The sequence below is a fragment of the Pseudanabaena sp. Chao 1811 genome, from assembly GCF_027942295.1.
GTDB lineage: Bacteria > Cyanobacteriota > Cyanobacteriia > Pseudanabaenales > Pseudanabaenaceae > Pseudanabaena.
In genome coordinates this window covers 2,817,001-2,836,436 of record NZ_CP101416.1, presented here as the reverse complement: position 1 = coordinate 2,836,436, position 19,436 = coordinate 2,817,001, and the positions used below count along the sequence as shown (strand labels likewise).

The following is a 19,436-nucleotide window of genomic DNA, read 5'->3' as shown; positions in this document are numbered from 1 at the left end:
ACGCGATGAAAATTACAGCGATCGCCCTTTCTGGTGGTAAAAGTTCGCGAATGGGAAGAGATAAAGCTCTATTAGAAATTAATGGCGAAACTCTCTTATCACAAACTAGCCGCATAGCATTGCAAACAGCTGACTCAGTATATATTGTAGCTCGTAGTCAAGAACAATATCAAAGCTTGAAAATAGATTCTCAAGCTTCTATTCATTTGGTTCTCGACCAGAAATTTGATGGCGCATTAGTCGGATTTTGGCAAGGAATTCAAGCGATCGCCAAACCGACTGATTGGATATTACTACTTGCTTGTGACTTGCCAAATCTACAAAGTGAGGTTTTACAAACTTGGGCTAGACAATTAGCAGACTTACCTAAAACTGCGATCGCCTATTTACCAACCCATGCAGCCAATCCTGATGAATCAAGAAAGCAATGGGAACCTCTCTGTGGTTTTTATCGATGGCAATGTTGTGATTCACTGGTGGAATTTATAGAAAAGGGAGGTCGATCGTTTCAGAAATGGCTAGATACACAAGAAGTTATGGCAATTCCCAATGCACCTTTATCGATGCTATTTAACTGCAACACCCCTGATGATTTCCATCAATATCGCTTAAGTAGCTAGGCATAAATAAACTTAAAACCTAGAGATTATTCCGCCCGCTATGCGGGCGGAATAATCTCTAGGTTTTAATATGCTCATCTACTTAAAACAAGCATCATCCTAAGCAATAAATTGACGATTTTGACCTATTTTGAAGCTAAAGCTTGATAAAAGGACATTTTTAAGAATTAATTGCTCTTTGAATTTGTGACTTAAAAGCCACCCCCAGAAAGGTTTTTAAAAGCCAAAAAGGTCTTAGTTACAGTATGTTTTGGGATAGATGATGCTTTTGTTACAAAAAAATGATAATCTTAATAAAAAGTTAAGTTTTGTTGCTCCCCCCAATCCTATGCTTCGTCTAGAACACATTCAGAAAATTTATCCCACTGGCGAAGTCCTCAAAGACGTTAACTGGGAAGTCAAAACAGGCGATCGCATTGGTTTGGTCGGCGTAAATGGCGCGGGGAAATCAACACAGCTCAAGATTATTGCAGGGGAAATCGAACCGACCGCAGGGCAAATCGTGCGTCCTTCGAGTCTGAAAATTGCCTATCTCAGTCAAGAATTTGACATCGAAGAGACTCGTACCGTCAAACAGGAGATGTGGCAAGCATTTCAGGAAGTGCGCGAAATTCAGAAGGAATTAGCAATTATTCATCATCACTTGGAAAACCTCAAGGATGGTGAGGACTATGAGCCGATTCTTAAAAAGATGGATCGCTACCAACGTCAGTTTGAAGATCACAATGGCTATGAACTGGAAAGCCGTATCGATAAACTATTGCCAGAACTAGGTTTTAAAACTGACGATGGCGATCGCTTGGTCAGTGAATATAGCGGCGGTTGGCAAATGCGGATGGGCTTAGGCAAAATTTTGCTGCAATCGCCAGACCTATTGCTATTGGACGAACCGACAAACCACTTGGACTTAGAAACCATTGAGTGGTTAGAAAAATACCTGCGATCGCTAAGTACACCAATGGTGATCGTCTCCCATGACCGTGAATTTCTAGATCGCCTCTGTACCTCAATTGTGGAAACTGAGCGTGGCGTATCCACCACCTATTTGGGCAATTACACCTCATATCTCACCCAAAAAGCTGAAGCCAAAGCTGCCCAGAGTGCTGCCTTTGAACGTCAACAAAAATATATCGAAAAGCAACAGGTATTCGTCGATCGCTTTAGGGCAAGTGCTACCCGTAGTACCCAAGCCAAGAGTCGTGAAAAGCAACTGGACAAAATCGAGCGTATCGAAGCACCTGAAAGCGATGTACGGACTCTCAAATTCCATTTTCCCCCTGCATCTCGTAGTGGGCGTGTCACCGTCGAAATTAAAGATCTCACCCATGCCTATGGGGATCAAATTCTATTCTTGGGTGCAGATCTAGAAATCGAAAGAGGCGATCGCGTTGCCTTCCTTGGTCCCAATGGCGCAGGCAAATCCACCCTACTCAAAATGGTTGTGGGCAAAGAACCCTACAACGAAGGCGAAATCAACCTTGGTCATAATGTCCTCATTGGTTATTTTGAGCAAAACCAAGCGGAAGCCCTTGACTTGCACAAAGACGTATTTCATACCATCCATGACGATTTTCCCAAAATGACCCATGAAGAAGTGCGTGGCGTATTGGGTAAATTCCTATTTAGTGGAGACACTGTATTTAAACTAGTACGTGATCTCAGTGGTGGGGAAAAAGCAAGGCTTGCCCTTGCAAAAATGTTGCTCACTCCTGTCAATTTTTTAATCCTCGATGAGCCGACTAACCACCTTGATATTCCTGCTAAAGAGATGCTAGAAGCAGCTTTACGTGAGTATGAAGGGACTGTTGCTGTCATCTCCCACGATCGCTATTTCATCTCCCAAGTTGCCAATAAAATAGTCGAAATCCGTGATGGCGATCTCGTAGTCTATGCAGGTGACTACGCCTACTACCAAGAGAAAAAGGAAGAAGAAGAACGAGAAGCTAAGTACAAAGCAGAGATGGCAGCCAAAGCCGCAAAAGATGCCTTAAAGAAGGAAAAGGAAAGAACAAAACAAGCGGAAAAACGTCAAGAAAAGCAACAACAAAAGGTGAAAGCAAAGTAAAATGCAATCATCAGATTGGCAAGCAGGATAAGTCGTGGGATATGCACTTTAGAGTACACTTCCCACAAACAACCCAAAGAACCCAAGTCTTAATGTTATACAGGAACAATGCAAATAGGTTTTACTCCAGCAACATAACCACATAACACAACTGCATAAAGTTAGACTAGGGGTTTGATGATGAACGAAAGAATTCCACTCGTTCTTTTAGATCCACACATATTATTTCTATGTTGAATCACTTTGCTAAGAAACGCAATTTGATAGAACGTTATTCCCAAGGTGAAAGAAACTTTGAGGGAGTAGATTTGATGGGAGTAGATTTAAGTAAAGTCGATCTTAGTGGTGCAATTTTACGAAATAGCAACTTGGTTTTCGCCAATTTATGGGAGTCAGATCTCAGTAATGCTGATCTCTCAGGTGCAAATTTATCTGATGCTGATTTATGTGGGGCTTCTTTATTAGATGCTAATCTCAGTAACGCTAATATCACCCGTACAAATTTTAGTTATGCCTCATTAAGTGGTGTGCAGTTTAGCAATGTAAGCTTAGACAATGCGAATTTAAGAACTGCCATTCTCAATTGTACAAATTTGCATGGTATGGATTTTAAAAATGCAAATCTGCAAAGAGTTTATATGTTAGAAGCTAATCTTTCTAAAGCTAATTTTAGCGATGCTAACCTGCACCATGCTTTCTTGTTTCGGGCAAATTTAAGTCGGGCTAACTTAGAAAATGCCAACCTCAGTGAAGCTGACTTGAGTGAAGCTAGCCTGCATGGTGCAAATTTGAAAGGTGCAAATTTAAGTGAGGCAGATTTACGTGAGGCAGATCTTGATCGCATCGATTTTAGTGAGATCAATCTCCGTTTAGCAAATTTGAGTGGACTGAATCTAAGCAATGTTAATTTCAGTGGTAGCAATTTGAGCAAAGCAATTTTGCGCGGTACAATTTTGCGGGGAGCTTGTTTCAATTCTGCAAACTTGTGGAATGCCGATTTAACTAATGCGGATTTAACTAATGCCGATTTAACTAATGCGGATTTATATGGGGTCAATCTTGATGGTGCTAACTTAAAACATGCTGTTTTAGATGTCGGTTGGCGAAATGGAGTCAAAATCTGCCAGACAATTTTACCCAATGGTAGTATTTCTAGTCGGACTTGTCAGTTATAAGAATCTTAACTCTGAGATTGTTTAATCACAATTTGCTGTAACCAAAAAGTGATTGCTATATTTAGTGACAATGAAAGATCTATTTAGTTTTAAAGATAAAAACCTATTACGAATGGCCCTAACCCATCGTTCCTATGTCCATGAAAATCCAAGTGTGGGGGAAGATAACGAACGTCTAGAATTTTTAGGGGATGCCATTTTAAATTTTTTGAGTGGTTCCTATCTCTATCGTCAACATCCTGAATTAGGTGAAGATGAACTAACGAGGCGAAGGGCAGCTCTGGTGGACGAAAAGCAGCTAGCTAATTTTGCGATCGCCTTAGAACTCGATAACCAAATTTTGTTAGGTAAAGGGGCTTTGCGTGATGGCGGCAATAAGAGCGATAACCTTTTGAGTTGCGCCTTTGAAGCGATGATTGGGGCATTGTATCTAGATCGAAATTGCAATGTGGAGTCAGTACGTCCTGCGGTGGAAGCATTATTTGCCTCTGTCCCCCCTGAGCTAGTAAACACACGCTCAGATCTCGATGCCAAAAATCGCTTGCAGGAATGGGTGCAGTCCTATATCGGTCACACATTACCGCGCTATGTCACTGAAAAAGTAGGCGGAACTGATCATACGCCCGAATTTGCGTCTAAAGTATATGTTGGCGATCGCCTATATGGTCAAAGTATGCGAAATTTTTCTAGCAAAAAGGAAGCAGAACGGGCAGCTGCGCTCGACGCATTAGAACAAATAGAAAGAATGTTATAAGTTTTAAAATTTTTGCGAAGCAAAAATTTTAAAACAAGGAAAAAATGATGACTGAATATTGGTTAATGATTGGCAAGATTGTTTCACCACAAGGACTAAAGGGTGAAGTAAGGGTTTTGTCCTATTCGGATTTTCCTGAGCGCTTTGAGAATGCGGGTAAACGCTGGATTGCCGCTTCAGAGAAAGATGAACCACAGGAGATCATGATGCTCTCAGGTCGAGAAGTTGCAGGTAAAAAGAATCTCTTTGTGGTGCGTCTTGAAGGAATCAATGATTGCGATCGCGCTGAAGCTCTGCGTAATTATCTAATGTTCATTCCTACTAGCGATCGCCCTTACCTAGAGCCTAACGAGTACATGATCGCCGATTTGGTGGGTTGCAATGTCTACCACCAACCAACAGGTAAACTTTTGGGAGAAGTGATTAGTATCATCGCCGCAGGCAATGATCTTCTAGAAGTTCGCAATCCCGATGATGAAGAAATTGAGTTAATTCCTTTTGTTGAAGCGATCGTTCCCTTTGTAGATATTAAACAAAAAAGAATTGAAGTCACTCCTCCAAAGGGATTGATTGACAAATGGCTACAGATATAAACTAAATTGAGATTGTTGGATGCAGCACAACAATTTCGGTACTAACTCAAGCATTGCTATAAGTAGCTAAGCCTAATTAAATATAAAAACTAAAAACCTGTGGCGCACGCTGCGCGTGCGCCACAGGTTTTTAATTATGTCTAGCCGCTTACAAGTCTTTAAAAATTGTTACAACTATATTATGTAGTTTTGTATACTGGTAGTTTGAATGGGATATAACAAAGGTATTTAACAGCGTGAGTCAGCATCCCCTAGAAGAGCTAAATCGCTATGATGCCAAAGCCAATGCCGAATATTACGGTCGTCGCCCTTGGCTAGCGATTAGTCGCATTTTCAAAATCATTTATTTTGCAATTAGTTTTGGCTTAGCCTTTGGCTGGGATGTCTTGACTGGGAACACCGCAAGTCAACCCAAGCTTGCCGAACAGTTACGCCGCATCATCACGGCTCTTGGTCCAACCTATATCAAAGTTGGACAGGCTTTATCTACACGTCCCGATCTCGTGCGTGTAGATTTCCTTGAGGAGTTAACAAAACTTCAAGATCAACTACCACCATTTTCTAACGAGCAAGCCTTCGCAATCATCGAGTCTGAGCTAGGCAAGTCCGTCAGTACAGTTTATCGGACTATTTCTGAAGATCCGATCGCTGCCGCAAGTTTAGGACAAGTCTACAAAGCCACACTCTACTCAGGCGAAGAAGTTGCCGTTAAAGTCCAACGCCCATATCTGATCCCAACTTTGACCCTCGATCTATTTATCTTGCGTTGGTTTGCAGGATGGCTGGGTCCACTTTTGCCCCTCAATCTGGGTAATAGCCTAGAAGCGATCGTTGATGAGTTCGGTTTGAAATTATTTGAAGAAATCGACTATGCCCATGAAGCGACTAACGCTGAGAGGTTTGCAGGCTACTTTAAAAACGATCCTGATGTGAAGGTTCCTTCTATCTATCGTCAGTACAGCACCCATAAAGTTCTGACTTTGGAATGGATTAACGGCATCAAGCTCAACGAAATCGATCAAATTAAATTGGCAGGTCTGAATACGGATAATCTTGTCAGAATTGGTGTGATGTCTGGGTTACGACAATTGTTAGAATTTGGCTTTTTCCACGCCGATCCTCACCCCGGAAATCTCTTTGCTACCTACGATGGCAAGATGGCATATATCGACTTTGGGATGATGGATCAGTTAGATCTCCAAACTAAAGAACAATTAGTCGATTCCGTTGTGCATTTGCTCAATAAGGATTATGACGAGCTTGGGCAGGACTATGTGAGATTGGGATTCCTACAACCAGATATTGAGATGAAGCCAATTGTCAATGCTCTGGAATCGGTGCTAGGCGATATCATGTCCGAAAAAGTGAAGGATTTCAACTTCAAAGTTGTCACCGATCGCTTCTCAAAAGTGATGTACGACTATCCCTTCTGCTTACCTGCTAAGTTTGCTCTAATTATTCGCTCTGTAATTACCCAAGAAGGTGTAGCTCTCAGCCTCAATCCTGAATTTCGGATCGTGCAGGTGGCTTATCCTTATGTGGCTAGACGCTTGCTCACCGATGAATCAGAAAGTTTGCGGTCAAGACTATTAGAAGTTCTCTTTAAAGATGACAAATTCCAATGGTCAAGACTAGAGAATTTATTAGCGATCGCTAAATCCGATGGTCAATTTGACATCATCCCTACCGCCAGTATGGGCTTTAAGTTCCTAACTTCCAAAGATGGCGAATATATCCGCCGTCGTATTTTGCTAGCTCTTACCGAAGATAATCGTCTCCACACTGAGGAACTCATGCGTATCTGGAATATGCTCAGTGTCGATCTCGAACCTGCCAAGTTATGGGACATGGCTCTTAAAACCCTAACTGGAGCAATGCCAAAGGCGCTCGCGGCTGCTCTGCCCTTTGCCGCTTTTCAAAATCTCAACTAAAACTTTATTCGTCCTCAAAACTGTAAAGGCTGTAAAGGGATCTGCGACGCAGATCCCTTTGCTATTTAGCACTACCTCTGTTTGAAGGTCAGTTCGATAACGCCATTGGCGTTATCGAACTCCCATCGTTTTAAGTAGCGATCGCCAAGCTTATAGTTAAGTCTAGGGTAATGAGCTATAAATCTTTTCCATGATCGGGCTGTAGTATAGAAAAGGACTCTATGCGATCGCCTTTAGAATGAATCGTAACTTTTGGATTATTGCTCTTATTTCTTTCATTAATGCGCTGAGTTTTACGATTCTCATCCCTGTTTTGTACCAATATGGTAGACAGTTTCAATTAAATGATTTTCAGACAAGCTTATTATTCGCAATTTATGCAATCTCGCAATTTTTTGCAACTCCAATCATCGGGAAACTTAGCGATCGCTTTGGAAGAAAGCCTTTATTAATACTGAGTTTAGCGGGAACAGTGGTTGCTAATCTGATGGCAGGAACCGCCGCTAGTGCCGCAGTATTGTTTTTTGCGAGATTTTTAGATGGGATTACGGGGGGAAATGCCTCGGTTGCTCAAGCTGTTATCTCTGATGTCACTACACCTGAGACCAGAGCCAAAGCTTTTGGGATCAATGGAGCCGCCTTTGGAATGGGCTTTATCCTAGGTCCTGCGATCAGTTTGGTCGCGCAGAAAGCTGCCCTCAATACTCCCTTAGGTAAATCCTTTGGGGCTTCGTTTTTGGTGTCAGGGGCGATTGCGGCGATCGCTTTATTTTTAACTATATTCTTCTTGCCAGAGACGCTGAAAACTAAAGCGGAAAAAGCACAAAATATATTTGACCTTGGGTTAGAGAAACTAATTACAGGATTATTGATGCCCAAAATTGGCATTTTACTGATTATTAATTTCCTGACAGGCTTGACTTTTAATATCTTTACCTTTGCCTTTCAGCCTTACTTTCTTAAGGTTCTCAACCAAAATAGTGATGGGCTTGCCCTCATGTTTTTACTATTTGGCGTACTCGCAGTCATTATGCAAACGGCGGGTATTTCCCAAATGACCAAACATCTGCAACTAGCGCAAATATTATTTTTAGGACTATTCATCCGTAGTTTATCTTTTGTCTTAATGCCCATATGGAAGGATATCTATTACTTTATCGCTGTTTGTGTACTCTTCTCATTACTCAATTCGGTTGTACAACCGATGATTAGCGCCTTACTCTCTCTCAATGCCCGTCCTGAGGAACAAGGGACTGTACTAGGTATAAATGCCTCATACCTGAGCATTTCCAATGGATTTGGTCCCGTCATTGCAGGCTTACTTGTCAATCAAGAACATCCTGAATCCTACGGCTATCCGCTCTATTTAGCAGGTATTTGTACTTTCCTTGTCTTAGGTTTAGCCTTTGTCAAGCGCAAAGATTACGCAGTCAAAGTGGTGAGGTGAACCCTACCAAAAAAGTTCGGTTCCCCTTCTGTCCATAGCTTTGCGGCTATTTCATAATAAAACTGTGAACGAAAGGGAAGTACAAAATATCAACTAAATCCTAAACCTACTTCTAAATGTTCATAGTTGTTTTGAAATAGCTCAAGGTGATATTTATGTTAGTACGTTGGCAACCTTTACAAGAAATCGAAGAAGTTCGTCGTCAGTTTGATCGCATGTTCCGTGACATCACTACCCTAGATCAAGAAGCCGCCAAAGGCTGGGTTCCCGCTAGTGAATTGCGCGATGATGGCGATCATTTGACCCTCAGACTCTCCATTCCTGATATCGAAGCTAAGGATCTCGATATTCAAGTAACTAAGGATTCGTTGACAATTGCTGGTGAACGTCACCTCGAACGCAAAGAAGAATCTGCGGAAAAGGGTTACTACTGGAGTGAAATCAGCTATGGCAAGTTCCGCCGTGTATTTGCATTGCCTGTCGCGATCGAAAATGAACAGGTGAAGGCTGAATACACCAATGGTATTCTTACTCTCACCTTGCCCAAAGCTAATGAAGTCAAGGCTTTCAAGGTTAATGTTGCTACGGAGTTACCTGCTTCCTAATTAATCAAAAAGTCCCACTTAGCCAGTTAATCTAGGAAGGGCGGCGCTAAGCGCCGCCCTTCTTACTATGGTAATCTGAGTATCAACATATCTTTATCGAGGTTTCCAAGTTTTGATTTCAACGACACCATCAAGCTTTGTTACCTCTGATCTTCCTGCTATTTGTGGCAATGAAGAATTAATTCAACGCGCAGTACAGGATGATGCACCTGTATTTCTAAATAGCAATCTAAATAGCAATAACTTAAAACTAGAAGAGATTACTTCTGCCTTTGCCTGTGCCTTGCATATGCACCAGCCGACTATTCCCGCAGGCGCGAATGGAGCTTTAATTTGCAATCTTCAGCATATGTTCGAGCATCAAGGCGAAGGTGATAATCACAATGCTGGAGTATTTGCTTGGTGCTATAGCCGCATGGGCGATTTCATTCCCCAACTTGTCGCACAGGGCAGCAATCCTCGGATCATGTTGGACTATTCTGGAAACCTGCTCTGGGGCTTGCAGCAGATGCAACGCCATGACATTTTAGATAATCTCAAACGGATTACTTGCGATCGCCAATATCAACCCTATGTGGAATGGCTCGGTACAATGTGGAGTCATGCGGTGATTCCCTCCACTCCGATTCCTGATATCAAACTGCATATCCAAGCATGGCAAAGTCATTTTGCTTCTATTTTCGGAATTGATGCTCTCAAGCGCGTGAAAGGGTTTTCGCCACCAGAGATGCACCTTCCCAATCATCCTGATACACTCTATGAATATATTAAAGCGCTCAAGGAATGCGGCTATCGCTGGCTAATGGTACAGGAACATTCCGTAGAACGTTTTGATGGTTCGGGTTTAACTCAAGATCAGAAATATTTGCCTAATCGATTGGTAGCGATGAACTCGAAAGGTGAATCGATTAGCATTACCGCACTAATTAAAACCCAAGGTTCTGATACCAAATTAGTTGCACAAATGCAGCCCTACCATGAAGCCAAAGGTCGAGGTAAACAGCAACTTGGTAATGTTTCCATTCCCTCCCTAGTCACTCAGATTGCCGATGGCGAGAATGGCGGCGTGATGATGAATGAATTTCCCCGCGATTATCCTTTGGTATGGGATCAACTGAAAAATAATGGTCGTGGCGCTGCGGGTGTTGTCGGTTTAAATGGTACTGAATATTTAGAAATGATCGAGGCAGCAGGTGTGAGTCCCCTTGATTATCCAACGATTCAAGCAGTGCAGCAGCATAAGGTCTGGCAAAAGGTCGATCAAATCGGCGATCGCCAAAATCTGAATACAGCTATGGTCGAGCAGGCAATTACTGAACTCAAAGCCAGGGATCATCAGTTCCATATGGATGGTGCATCATGGACAAATAGTATGAGCTGGGTTAATGGTTACGAAAATGTTTTAGAACCGATGAATCAACTCAGTGCTAAGTTCCATGAGAAATATGATCCACTGGTAGCTCAAGATCCATCGATTACTAAGCGATCGGACTATCAGCAAGCCTTACTCTATAACCTGCTAGTCCAAACTAGTTGCTTCCGTTATTGGGGACAAGGCACATGGACAGACTATGCCCGCGAACTCTACCGAAAAGGAGAGCAAAGTTATTAGGACATAAAAAATGCCGCTTCGCGGCATTTTTTATGTCCTAATAAGAAATAAGCCTTTTATCTCCAATCAATAACTGCTCAATCTTATGACAAGGCAAAGGATTGCTAAATAGAAAACCTTGCATTATGTCGCAATTATAGGTTTTCAAGAAATTAAGCTCTGCTACGACCTCTACACCTACTCCAACTGCTTGACAATTTAAGTTGTGAGCCATTTCCACTAATGATTTTACGATTGTGGCATTGGCTAGGTTGACATCAATATTGTTGACAAAGCATTGATCCAGCTTAATAAAGTTTGGCAAAAACTTTTGCAGACAAATTAATGAAGAATGACCAGTACCGAAATTATCAATAGCAATCCGAACACCTAGACTTCTGAGCTTATTCAGTCGATCAATTGTCAGATTAGAATCTTGAATTACAATATTTTCTGATATTTCCAAATTCAGCAAATTTGGTTTAAGTTCCTGCTCAATAAGGGTTTGTTGAACGGTTAAATAAAAATCTGGATTTCTAAATTGATTGGCGGAAATATTCACTGCAACTGTCAGATTTTCTTGAATACTTTGCCATTGCTGAGCATTTTTACAAGCTTGTTGCAAGACCCATGTATCCAGTTGTCTAATCAAACCTGTAGTTTCAGCAATTGGAATAAATTTGCTTGGTGTAATGAATCCATACTCTGGATGTTGCCAACGCACCAAAGCCTCAATCCCGCTAATTCTTCCTGATTTTAAATTAATCTGAGGTTGATAGAAAATGAATATTTCTCTTTGCTTGGGATCTTCTAGTTTATCTAGCGATCGCTTAAGGGCTTCCAAGAGTGTTAAATCTACTGAACTGAGCAAAGATACCTTAGCACCATCAATTTGTTGTTGGATTTGTTGGATTTGCTCATGTTCCCATAGATATAAATGATCTTGAGATTGCTCATTTAAATAATTGGCGGCAAAGTTCTTCTTGTGCAATCGCACAGATATCGCTTTTAAAAGATCATTAGGTGAAAAAGGCTTAGTTAAATAGTCATCCGCTCCTAACTCAAACCCCTGACGCATACTCCTATACTCAGCTTTAGCTGTTAAAAATATAAAAGGAATATGTCTAGCTATAACATCATTTTGTAATGCCTCTAGTACACCATAGCCATCAACTTCTGGCATCATGACATCACAAATGATTAAATCAGGACTCTGACATTGGGCTAACTCGATCCCAATACGTCCATTGACAGCAGTAATTACATTAAAATCTTCTAATTCCAGAATTTGCTGGATATTATCACAAACTTCCTTGGAGTCTTCTATCACTAAAATCTTTTTCATATCTAATATTTAGACCACTTCGCAAAAATATAATTCAAAGAGTTTATTCAGTTAATTAATTAACATTTGATGTACTAATTTAGGAGTGTTAGAAATGTTAGGACTCTTAGGAATAATCACAGTAAAAGTTGTTCCGTCATTGAGTTTACTTTCTACTCCAATTACACCATTATGTAAATCAACACATTTTTTAACAATAGCTAATCCCAGCCCAGTTCCAGATATATTGCCGACGTTTCCAGCTCGATAGAACGAATCAAATAGCTTTGTTTGATCATCAATAGGAATGCCGATGCCATGATCTTGTACCTTTAAAACTGCATTGTTATCCTGCTGCATTAGCCATAGATATATCATTCCCCCGTCTGGAGTATATTTAATCGCATTACTTAAAAGATTTGTAATAATTTGCCGCATGAGTTTCACATCACATCGAATATTTAGAGCTTTTAAATCAGTCTCATCAAAATTATTGGGAACAGCAAAGAAACTAATACTATGTTCTGTAGTACTCAGTTGAATTTCTTCCACTATATTTTGACAAAAACTAACGAGATCAACTATTTCTGGATTGAAGTCTAATTTGTTAACTTCAGCTCGATTTACAGTAAGCACATCATCCAATAAATTCACCATGTGATTGACGCTTGATTGAATGCGTTGCAGATGATTATTTTTCTTGTCTTCAGTTAAGCGATCGCTATAATTTTCCAGAATTGATGATGAAGATGAAATAATCGTAAGTGGAGTCCGAAACTCATGGGACGCTGTCGAAATAAAGTTAGAACGGAGTTGACTGAGTTCTTTCTCTTTGGCTAGTGACTGACGAATACCATTTTCCATTTCCTTGCGATCTGTCACATCCCTACATACACAGATTAGCCCGACATCTTGAACCATTGTCAGTGATAGTTCTTCGACAAATGTGCTACCATCCCGTCGTTTCGCGATCGCTTCTCCTCGCCATTTTTGAGTTTCTCCAATGATGGGAAAAATTTCTTGCTCAATGCGTTGTACCTCATCAGGATAGTAAAATACCCTCCAAGTTTCACCAATCAACTCACTAGGATGTTTATAACCAAACAATTCAAGATGAGCAGCATTAATATAAATATATTTGCCATCTTCATTAACAACAGCGATGCCATCAATGCTAGCCTCGATCGCTGCCATGAGTCTTTGTAAAGTCTGAGTACGTTCAGCTACTCTATTTTCTAGCTTATGATTGAGTTCATGTACGGTTGTAAGAGCTTGTTGCAGTTCTGATTCCTTTTGCTTCCAAGCGGTGAGATCAGTATTAGTACCAGAGATACGGATCGCTTGACCAGTAGCATCTCGTTGCAACAGCGCCCTCGCGTAAATGGGGACATAATGTCCTTGTTTATGCAATAAACGGTATTCAAATTCGAGAAGATGCTGCGGGAGCATGTCACTTTTTTTGGATAGTCTAGAAAGCCAATAAACCATTGAGATAAGCACAACGATGGGCAAGCACCTGAGGGACATTATCTTTGTTCCACTGAGCACCAGAGATTTTAGTGCGACGGTCAATCTGCTTTACCGCAGACTCAACTGCTCCTGAACCGATAGAACAAATCTGCTCACTCTGATAGTAATCATAATTGACAATACGGTGTCTATGTTTTCGGAGATAGGCACAGAAATTAACAGCCTGCCTGCGTTTACATTGTTCAATAAGAGTAATAGTATCATCAACATTACCTTTCCAAAGTAAAGCTCTCGCATCGTTTAAGCGACGTATTGAACCACCCACTTTTTCTAGATTCTCCATCAGATGATACCAATCGAGAATTTCACGTCGTTGCTCTTCAGTAGCCATGGGCTTAATCAAATTCCATACTCCATCATGTCCATCCCCTAAACAAGTTATTGGCGTACTCAAAGGTTGCTGGCGTACCCAATCGATTAACTGCTGATTGTCCTGAAAGCAAGCTCCAGTAGCAAACTCATGTAATCTCACTCCTTTATAGTCTAGCCATCGACATTCTTCCCCCAGAGGTGTTCTGATACGGATCTTACCGCCATCTGCACTCAGTTCGTTAATCTCTTGCTCTGCTTGGGGTAATTCAAAGGTTTGCCGATGGACTAAACGCTGTTGGGTCTTGGCTGGGACTCGAATTCCTGTAAACATTGCCACATCTGCTTCGGTGTGTTCATAGGAGCTATTTGCACTGACTCGCAAACAACACATTTCCAGATATGGACTCAGACGAGTATGTGCCTTAATTCCCAGTTGCTCTGCTTGTTGCGTGGTTACAGTTATTTCTCCAAGGATGCTTTTGAGCTTGCGTTCTCGTCCTTCTGTTGTTCCTGTACTTGTTGAGACAAAAAAATTCCTACTTCGGGCATCACATGCTGTTGCATCTGTTCTCGCACGGCTTGTTCGATCCCTGAAAATGTCTTTAGCGCTTCTAGTTCGGTATTTGCGTAAAGTATTTTGGCGATCTCCTGCACATGTTCTTGTAATTTCTCAGCTTGTTCTGGTGTCATGCTTTTTCTGGTCTCTAAATTATTCTATTTTCCCTCCTTTCTCTCCCTTTTTGCAAAAGTGACATGCTCCCGATGCTGCTGACTATCACTTTCAGTGGTAATCATTTGGGCATTTACGCGATCGCGATCCTCTGGATGTATTAACTTTTGCCAATTCTCGAAGGACGATTCTATCTCCCCATCTGCATATCCCAACATATCCCACCAACGACGAGAGTTATAAGCTTGATTTTGTAATAGATCAAGATCCCACCAACCATCATTAGAACCTTTTAAAACTAGGGATAATTGTTCCTTGACCTTTTCTAAATTTTGGGTAACTCTGGTTAACTGCAAATGGTTTTTAATACGTGCTAAGAGTTCTCGCACATTAAAAGGCTTCGTAATATAGTCTACAGCCCCCAGTTCAAAGCCTTTGACTTTACTGTCTATATCGTTTAAGGCTGTCATAAAAATGACAGGAATTGCAGAGGTTTTCTGATTTTCTTTGAGATTTTGACAGACAGTAAAACCATCCATATCTGGCATATGGATATCTAGCAAGATTAGATCTGGTAATTGTCGATCGACTATTGTTATTGCTCGCTCCCCACTATTGGCAATAGCCACATCATATCCCTCAGCAATTAAGACCTCTGAAAGAACATTAAGGTTTGCTGGCTCATCATCCACAATAAGAATTAATCCTTGCAGATTCATTGACTCTAGCAGCATAGTTGTATTTCTTGTAAATTATTTCAAATCATCAGATAGCGTTACAAAACAGTCCTAACAAATGCAGATATATCTAATCCTTTTGTATCTATTTATAAGGTTTTAATTATTAATTTATTGAAATGATTTATCCCTCCGCAAGTGCAGGGGATAGCAAATACTTTTTTACCAGACTATACTCACAACGCAGAGCGATAGGGTTTTCATTCTCTCGAAATTTAAATAAATAATTCTTATAATTACTAGATATAATTACCCCCACCGAAAAATTGCTGTAGCTCACAACCAATTTTCATTGACCATGAAGAAAGCTCTCACTCAGTATTCCAAGTTATTACAAAACAAAAATACAACAAACTATAAGCTTGAGTAATTCGTTGTATTTTTATAATAAAGTTCTGATCCTATTCCCTTTGAATAAGCATAACATAGACATTTTGAAAAAACTATGTTTTTTACGGATTTACACCTAGAGATTTATAGCATTTTTGATATTTATAAATGGCGAAAATCGCAAGATATCCACTAATTATTTCTACAATCTTCTTCTATCGAAATGAGAAGAAGATTATTGATTAATTACTTCGATATTTAATTTCACCGTAGATCAGTATTACTCCTAAGCACCAAGTAGTTGAGCATAATTAAAAACCAAAGCAAAAGCCTGTGGTGCAAGCACGACTTGTGCCACAGGCTTTTGGGTTTTATATTTATACTTATAAGTTTTAACTAGAGCATTGCTGGTAAGCAGCGATCGCTAAATCAATAATCCTATATCCCACAATCTCTCCCAAGGATGTTTGTAAAGCGTTATACAATTTTTTGAGGCGATCAACTTTCACAATATCGAGATTATGACTTGGCAATGGTTCAATCTTGCATTTAAGCTTCAAGGCTCCGTCGCACCGATTATTTTACCGAGGGTTCTCATTTTTGCAGGCTTTGCGTTGGGGGTATCTGTACTGCACTATTACGAACCCCAAATATCTCTCCAAGTCTTAGGCGATCTCACCAATAATGTTGTTTTTAATCTCGTTTTAGGTTTGCTCCTCGTCTTTCGTACAAATACTGCCTACGATCGCTATTGGGAAGGACGCAAAGCATGGGGAACCTTAGTGGTCAATATTCGGAATTTGTCGAGACTCATGCAGGTTGCCATCAAATCTTCTGAAGGTTTAGAACAGCAACAAAAAGAGCAATCGATTAAGTTCTTAACTGCTTTTGCGATCGCTACGAAACGACATCTTCGCAATGAAGAAATTAATCAGGATTTAGACACAATTCTCACGGAAGCAGAAATTGAGAAATTAAAGACTTCTAAACATGTACCTCTAGAATTGACACTATGGTTGGGAGACTACCTGCACCAGCAAGTACAAAATGATCGCATAGATACCAATTATTTTGTGGCGATGAATAGTCATCTCAATGCATTAGTAGAGGGTTTAACCAGTTGCGAACGTATTCTCAAAACACCATTGCCCATTGCCTACTGTATCTATTTAAAGCGTTTAATTTTGATTTATTGCATCGGTTTACCATTCCATCTAGTCCTTGAGATTCATTGGCTAACGGCGATCGCAGTGGGGTTAGTCAGTTTCATCTTGATGGGAGTAGAACAAATTGGCAATGAAATCGAAAATCCCTTTGGACATGATTTTAACGATTTACCGATCGATGCAATTTGTGAAGGTGTGACAGCAAATGTGGAACAGGCGATCACTTATGGGAAATAAAGCGCACTAACTCTACTTTTGCTCAAGCGTCACGACTAGTAATAGATATGCCTTCAACAATCATGGCTGGTACATAGAGCGAACCATACCATTGGCGATCGCTAGCAACCGTTGTCACTTGATTCAGCACTGTATAGACATTTCCTGACAGCATCGTGTCTTTGACCCGTCCAACGATTTTGCCATTTTTGACGCGATAGCCCAAATCGACATTAACCGAGAAATCTCCCGACAAATCCGTATCATCACCTAAAACTTGATCGACGATTAACCCATTTTTTAAAGTTGCCGCGAGTTCTACAATATCGCCTTGAATATTTTCCTTAGCGGAGATCGCGAGATTAAATAGCCCCGGACTCGGATAGTTGCCCAAATCTCCACGAAAACCATTGCCCGTGGCTACAATTCCTAAATCTTTGCAGGTACGCATATCGCCATAAAATCCTTGCAAAGTGCCGCGATCAATCCAAGTAACTTCCTGCGTAGGTGTACCTTCATCATCAAAAGGAGCGCTATAAACCCCAAAATCTGGATGTTGGCTGACGGTGAAAATATCAGAAATTACGGGTTTTCCGATTTTGTCGAGCCAAGGTGTCGCTTTTTGCTGCACTTGCCTACCACTCATCGCGATCGCTACCACCCCCCACAGTAAATCTGCTGCCTTACCTGTAAAAATTACGGGTACTTTACCCGATGGCGCTTTTGCATTCTTCTTAGACCAGTCGAGATATTGCAATACTTTTTGAGCAATTACTTCAGGATTCACATTTCCCCGTTCCGATTGTCCATACCAAACATTGAGAAAGTCATCACCTCTCGTCAACTCGGCACTGAGAGAGCCATCCACCGTAATGTCAGTATAGCCACAGTCTAAACCTTGGCTATTGAGAATCCGCACCATTTCCCGACTACATTCCCATTCCGCACCACAAATTGCTTCGGGATAGCGATTTAGCACCTGTGCGATCGCTGATTTTCCCCAATCCACCATCTGCTCAACGCTCACTTCCTGCCCACAAAGTTTGGGATAGTCCACAATGGTCGAGTTGCGTAATAAAATCTCTTCAGGCTCATTTAATGCACTCAGGGCGATCGCTTGTTCTACCAAGTCCTTTGCCTCTACCGCACCATAGGCGATCGCTAAACCTACGCGACTATCTTTCCAAATCCGCAAGCCAACTCCTTCAGATTCAATACTTTCTAGCTGCTTAAGTCGATTTGCCTCAAAAAATACAGGTCGGGAAGTTGAGCGAGATTCATAGACTTCCGCCGCTTCACAGCCAGATTTGAGCGCAATTTCTAATAGTTGTTCGGATTCGATGGTCATAGTACGAAGTGCTGTTGCTCTTAAATTGGTATATTGTAAATTGCCAGCACCCAATCTCCGAAAAATATCAGAATATAGTGGACATACTGCGATCGCTACCCATTGGACTTTATCTCGAACAGCCTATTACATGGCTGCATCGACTCGATCCGCGCATTAAACTGTTTGGATTGCTGACATTTTTGCTAACCCCAATTCAAGCTAATGAGCCTTGGCGGATTGCGATCGCCATTTCCCTGATCATCCTCACCCTCGCTTCAAAAATTCCAATGCGGGTATGGAAACAGCAAATGGGGATTTTGTTGTTACTAGCATTTATGACTTTAGCGATCGCCACGATTTCACCCGATGGATTTAATGCCACTGTCCAACCACGCCGTCCCATACCTGAGGTGAATATCAGCAATGATAAACCAGTAATTGCATCCCCCTTAACCCTCAAATTACAACAGCCCACACCCTACAATTATGTAATCTGGAAAGCAGGCAGTATAACGATTACTCGTAAATCCCGTGAGTTGGGTGTACGTGTTTGTACATTGATTTTCACCTATCTTTACGCACCGACGTTATTTCTGCTGGTTACGGCTCCCGAAGAAATTACTGCGGCGATCGCCTCTATATTTGCGCCATTAAAATTTTTCAAAGTGCCGATTATTGAAGTTGTCCTCACCCTCACCCTTGCGCTGCGTTTTGTACCTTTAGTATTAGAAGAAGTTCAAAATCTTGCCAGAGCGATGCGTACCCGTTCCATTAATTGGAAAAAGCTAGGCTTTAAGCGCACTACCCAGATTTGGCTAATTCTGGCAGAAAGATTGATCGATAATCTGTTCATTCGTGCCGAACAGACAGCCAGTGCCATGCAGGTGCGTGGTTTCACTAGTCCTAATACGCATCTTGTCGTGTGGAATCCCTTGAAATTATTACCTCGCGATATCCTTTTACTAATTCTCTTAGTCGGAATCTGGGGAGTCAGAATTTACTACGGTAATGAATTGTAAAAAAGAGCAGTGCAATACACT

At 41.1% G+C, this 19,436-nt stretch carries 17 protein-coding genes; 11 read left to right on the top strand and 6 right to left on the bottom strand.

The genetic code is table 11. The features are described from left to right. The first annotated feature begins 5 nt into the window (after positions 1-5). From NMG48_RS12960 to NMG48_RS12920, 9 genes are all read left to right on the top strand, one after another. Positions 6-620 carry a molybdenum cofactor guanylyltransferase gene (locus NMG48_RS12960; RefSeq protein WP_271251946.1) on the top strand — a complete coding sequence of 205 codons (615 nt, stop codon included), beginning with the start codon at positions 6-8 and terminating at the stop codon, positions 618-620. Between the two features lie 328 nt (positions 621-948). Further along, entirely contained in the window at positions 949-2,685 is a 1,737-nt protein-coding gene (locus tag NMG48_RS12955; RefSeq protein ID WP_271251945.1) for an ABC-F family ATP-binding cassette domain-containing protein, read from the top strand. Between the two features lie 230 nt (positions 2,686-2,915). Next, positions 2,916-3,860, top strand: a complete 945-nt coding sequence (locus NMG48_RS12950; protein ID WP_271251944.1) for a pentapeptide repeat-containing protein — start codon at positions 2,916-2,918, stop codon at positions 3,858-3,860. A gap of 70 nt (positions 3,861-3,930) precedes the next feature. Next, positions 3,931-4,614 (top strand): ribonuclease III, encoded by a 684-nt coding sequence (rnc, locus tag NMG48_RS12945; RefSeq protein WP_271251943.1) that lies wholly within the window; start codon positions 3,931-3,933, stop codon positions 4,612-4,614. Between the two features lie 44 nt (positions 4,615-4,658). After that, the gene (rimM, locus tag NMG48_RS12940; protein ID WP_345961214.1) at positions 4,659-5,207 is read left to right on the top strand and encodes a ribosome maturation factor RimM; all 549 of its coding nucleotides are present in this window, start codon (positions 4,659-4,661) and stop codon (positions 5,205-5,207) included. Between the two features lie 236 nt (positions 5,208-5,443). Beyond that, positions 5,444-7,138 carry an ABC1 kinase family protein gene (locus tag NMG48_RS12935; RefSeq protein ID WP_271251942.1) on the top strand — a complete coding sequence of 565 codons (1,695 nt, stop codon included), beginning with the start codon at positions 5,444-5,446 and terminating at the stop codon, positions 7,136-7,138. 238 nt (positions 7,139-7,376) lie between these two features. After that, on the top strand, positions 7,377-8,585 hold the full coding sequence (locus NMG48_RS12930) for an MFS transporter (RefSeq protein ID WP_271251941.1): 1,209 nt from the start codon (positions 7,377-7,379) through the stop codon (positions 8,583-8,585). Positions 8,586-8,740: 155 nt separating this feature from the next. Beyond that, on the top strand, positions 8,741-9,190 hold the full coding sequence (locus NMG48_RS12925) for an Hsp20/alpha crystallin family protein (protein ID WP_271251940.1): 450 nt from the start codon (positions 8,741-8,743) through the stop codon (positions 9,188-9,190). A 112-nt stretch (positions 9,191-9,302) separates the two neighbouring features. Further along, entirely contained in the window at positions 9,303-10,802 is a 1,500-nt protein-coding gene (locus NMG48_RS12920; RefSeq protein ID WP_271251939.1) for a glycosyl hydrolase family 57, read from the top strand. A 37-nt stretch (positions 10,803-10,839) separates the two neighbouring features. On the opposite strand, the gene NMG48_RS12915 is transcribed toward NMG48_RS12920, so the two are convergent. From NMG48_RS12915 to NMG48_RS12895, 5 genes are all read right to left on the bottom strand, one after another. Next, positions 10,840-12,126: a two-component system response regulator gene (locus NMG48_RS12915; RefSeq protein WP_271251938.1), complete on the bottom strand. Its 1,287-nt coding sequence runs from the start codon at positions 12,124-12,126 to the stop codon at positions 10,840-10,842. A gap of 51 nt (positions 12,127-12,177) precedes the next feature. Continuing rightward, on the bottom strand, positions 12,178-13,554 hold the full coding sequence (locus NMG48_RS12910; RefSeq protein ID WP_271251937.1) for a sensor histidine kinase: 1,377 nt from the start codon (positions 13,552-13,554) through the stop codon (positions 12,178-12,180). A 19-nt stretch (positions 13,555-13,573) separates the two neighbouring features. Then, positions 13,574-14,545, bottom strand: coding sequence for an ISKra4 family transposase (locus NMG48_RS12905; RefSeq protein ID WP_271255273.1), 972 nt, complete (start codon positions 14,543-14,545; stop codon positions 13,574-13,576). A gap of 116 nt (positions 14,546-14,661) precedes the next feature. Next, a complete protein-coding gene (locus tag NMG48_RS12900) occupies positions 14,662-15,351 on the bottom strand; it encodes a response regulator (protein WP_271251936.1) in 690 nt (229 codons plus the stop codon). Between the two features lie 725 nt (positions 15,352-16,076). Further along, positions 16,077-16,217, bottom strand: coding sequence for a hypothetical protein (locus NMG48_RS12895; protein ID WP_271251935.1), 141 nt, complete (start codon positions 16,215-16,217; stop codon positions 16,077-16,079). Between NMG48_RS12895 and NMG48_RS12890 the strand changes: the two genes are divergently transcribed. After that, positions 16,206-17,087 (top strand): bestrophin family protein, encoded by an 882-nt coding sequence (locus tag NMG48_RS12890; protein ID WP_271251934.1) that lies wholly within the window; start codon positions 16,206-16,208, stop codon positions 17,085-17,087. The genes NMG48_RS12895 and NMG48_RS12890 overlap by 12 nt on opposite strands. Before the next feature lie 22 nt (positions 17,088-17,109). Here NMG48_RS12890 and NMG48_RS12885 read toward each other — a convergent pair whose 3' ends face one another. Then, positions 17,110-18,414, bottom strand: a complete 1,305-nt coding sequence (locus NMG48_RS12885; protein WP_271251933.1) for a TldD/PmbA family protein — start codon at positions 18,412-18,414, stop codon at positions 17,110-17,112. A gap of 77 nt (positions 18,415-18,491) precedes the next feature. Here NMG48_RS12885 and NMG48_RS12880 point away from each other — a divergent pair, with 77 nt between their 5' ends. Then, complete coding sequence (locus NMG48_RS12880; RefSeq protein ID WP_271251932.1) at positions 18,492-19,415, top strand: energy-coupling factor transporter transmembrane component T family protein; 924 nt, start codon at positions 18,492-18,494, stop codon at positions 19,413-19,415. Positions 19,416-19,436: the final 21 nt, after the last annotated feature.

Bases quoted from the DNA above. Each gene is read 5' to 3' on its own strand.
- NMG48_RS12900 (WP_271251936.1), bottom strand. From the start codon at position 15,351: ATGCTGCTAGAGTCAATGAATCTGCAAGGATTAATTCTTATTGTGGAT.
- rimM (WP_345961214.1), top strand. From the start codon at position 4,659: ATGATGACTGAATATTGGTTAATGATTGGCAAGATTGTTTCACCACAA.
- NMG48_RS12950 (WP_271251944.1), top strand. From the start codon at position 2,916: ATGTTGAATCACTTTGCTAAGAAACGCAATTTGATAGAACGTTATTCC.
- NMG48_RS12960 (WP_271251946.1), top strand. From the start codon at position 6: ATGAAAATTACAGCGATCGCCCTTTCTGGTGGTAAAAGTTCGCGAATG.
- NMG48_RS12910 (WP_271251937.1), bottom strand. From the start codon at position 13,554: ATGCTCCCGCAGCATCTTCTCGAATTTGAATACCGTTTATTGCATAAA.
- NMG48_RS12930 (WP_271251941.1), top strand. From the start codon at position 7,377: ATGAATCGTAACTTTTGGATTATTGCTCTTATTTCTTTCATTAATGCG.
- NMG48_RS12890 (WP_271251934.1), top strand. From the start codon at position 16,206: ATGACTTGGCAATGGTTCAATCTTGCATTTAAGCTTCAAGGCTCCGTC.
- NMG48_RS12925 (WP_271251940.1), top strand. From the start codon at position 8,741: ATGTTAGTACGTTGGCAACCTTTACAAGAAATCGAAGAAGTTCGTCGT.
- rnc (WP_271251943.1), top strand. From the start codon at position 3,931: ATGAAAGATCTATTTAGTTTTAAAGATAAAAACCTATTACGAATGGCC.
- NMG48_RS12915 (WP_271251938.1), bottom strand. From the start codon at position 12,126: ATGAAAAAGATTTTAGTGATAGAAGACTCCAAGGAAGTTTGTGATAAT.
- NMG48_RS12955 (WP_271251945.1), top strand. From the start codon at position 949: ATGCTTCGTCTAGAACACATTCAGAAAATTTATCCCACTGGCGAAGTC.
- NMG48_RS12885 (WP_271251933.1), bottom strand. From the start codon at position 18,414: ATGACCATCGAATCCGAACAACTATTAGAAATTGCGCTCAAATCTGGC.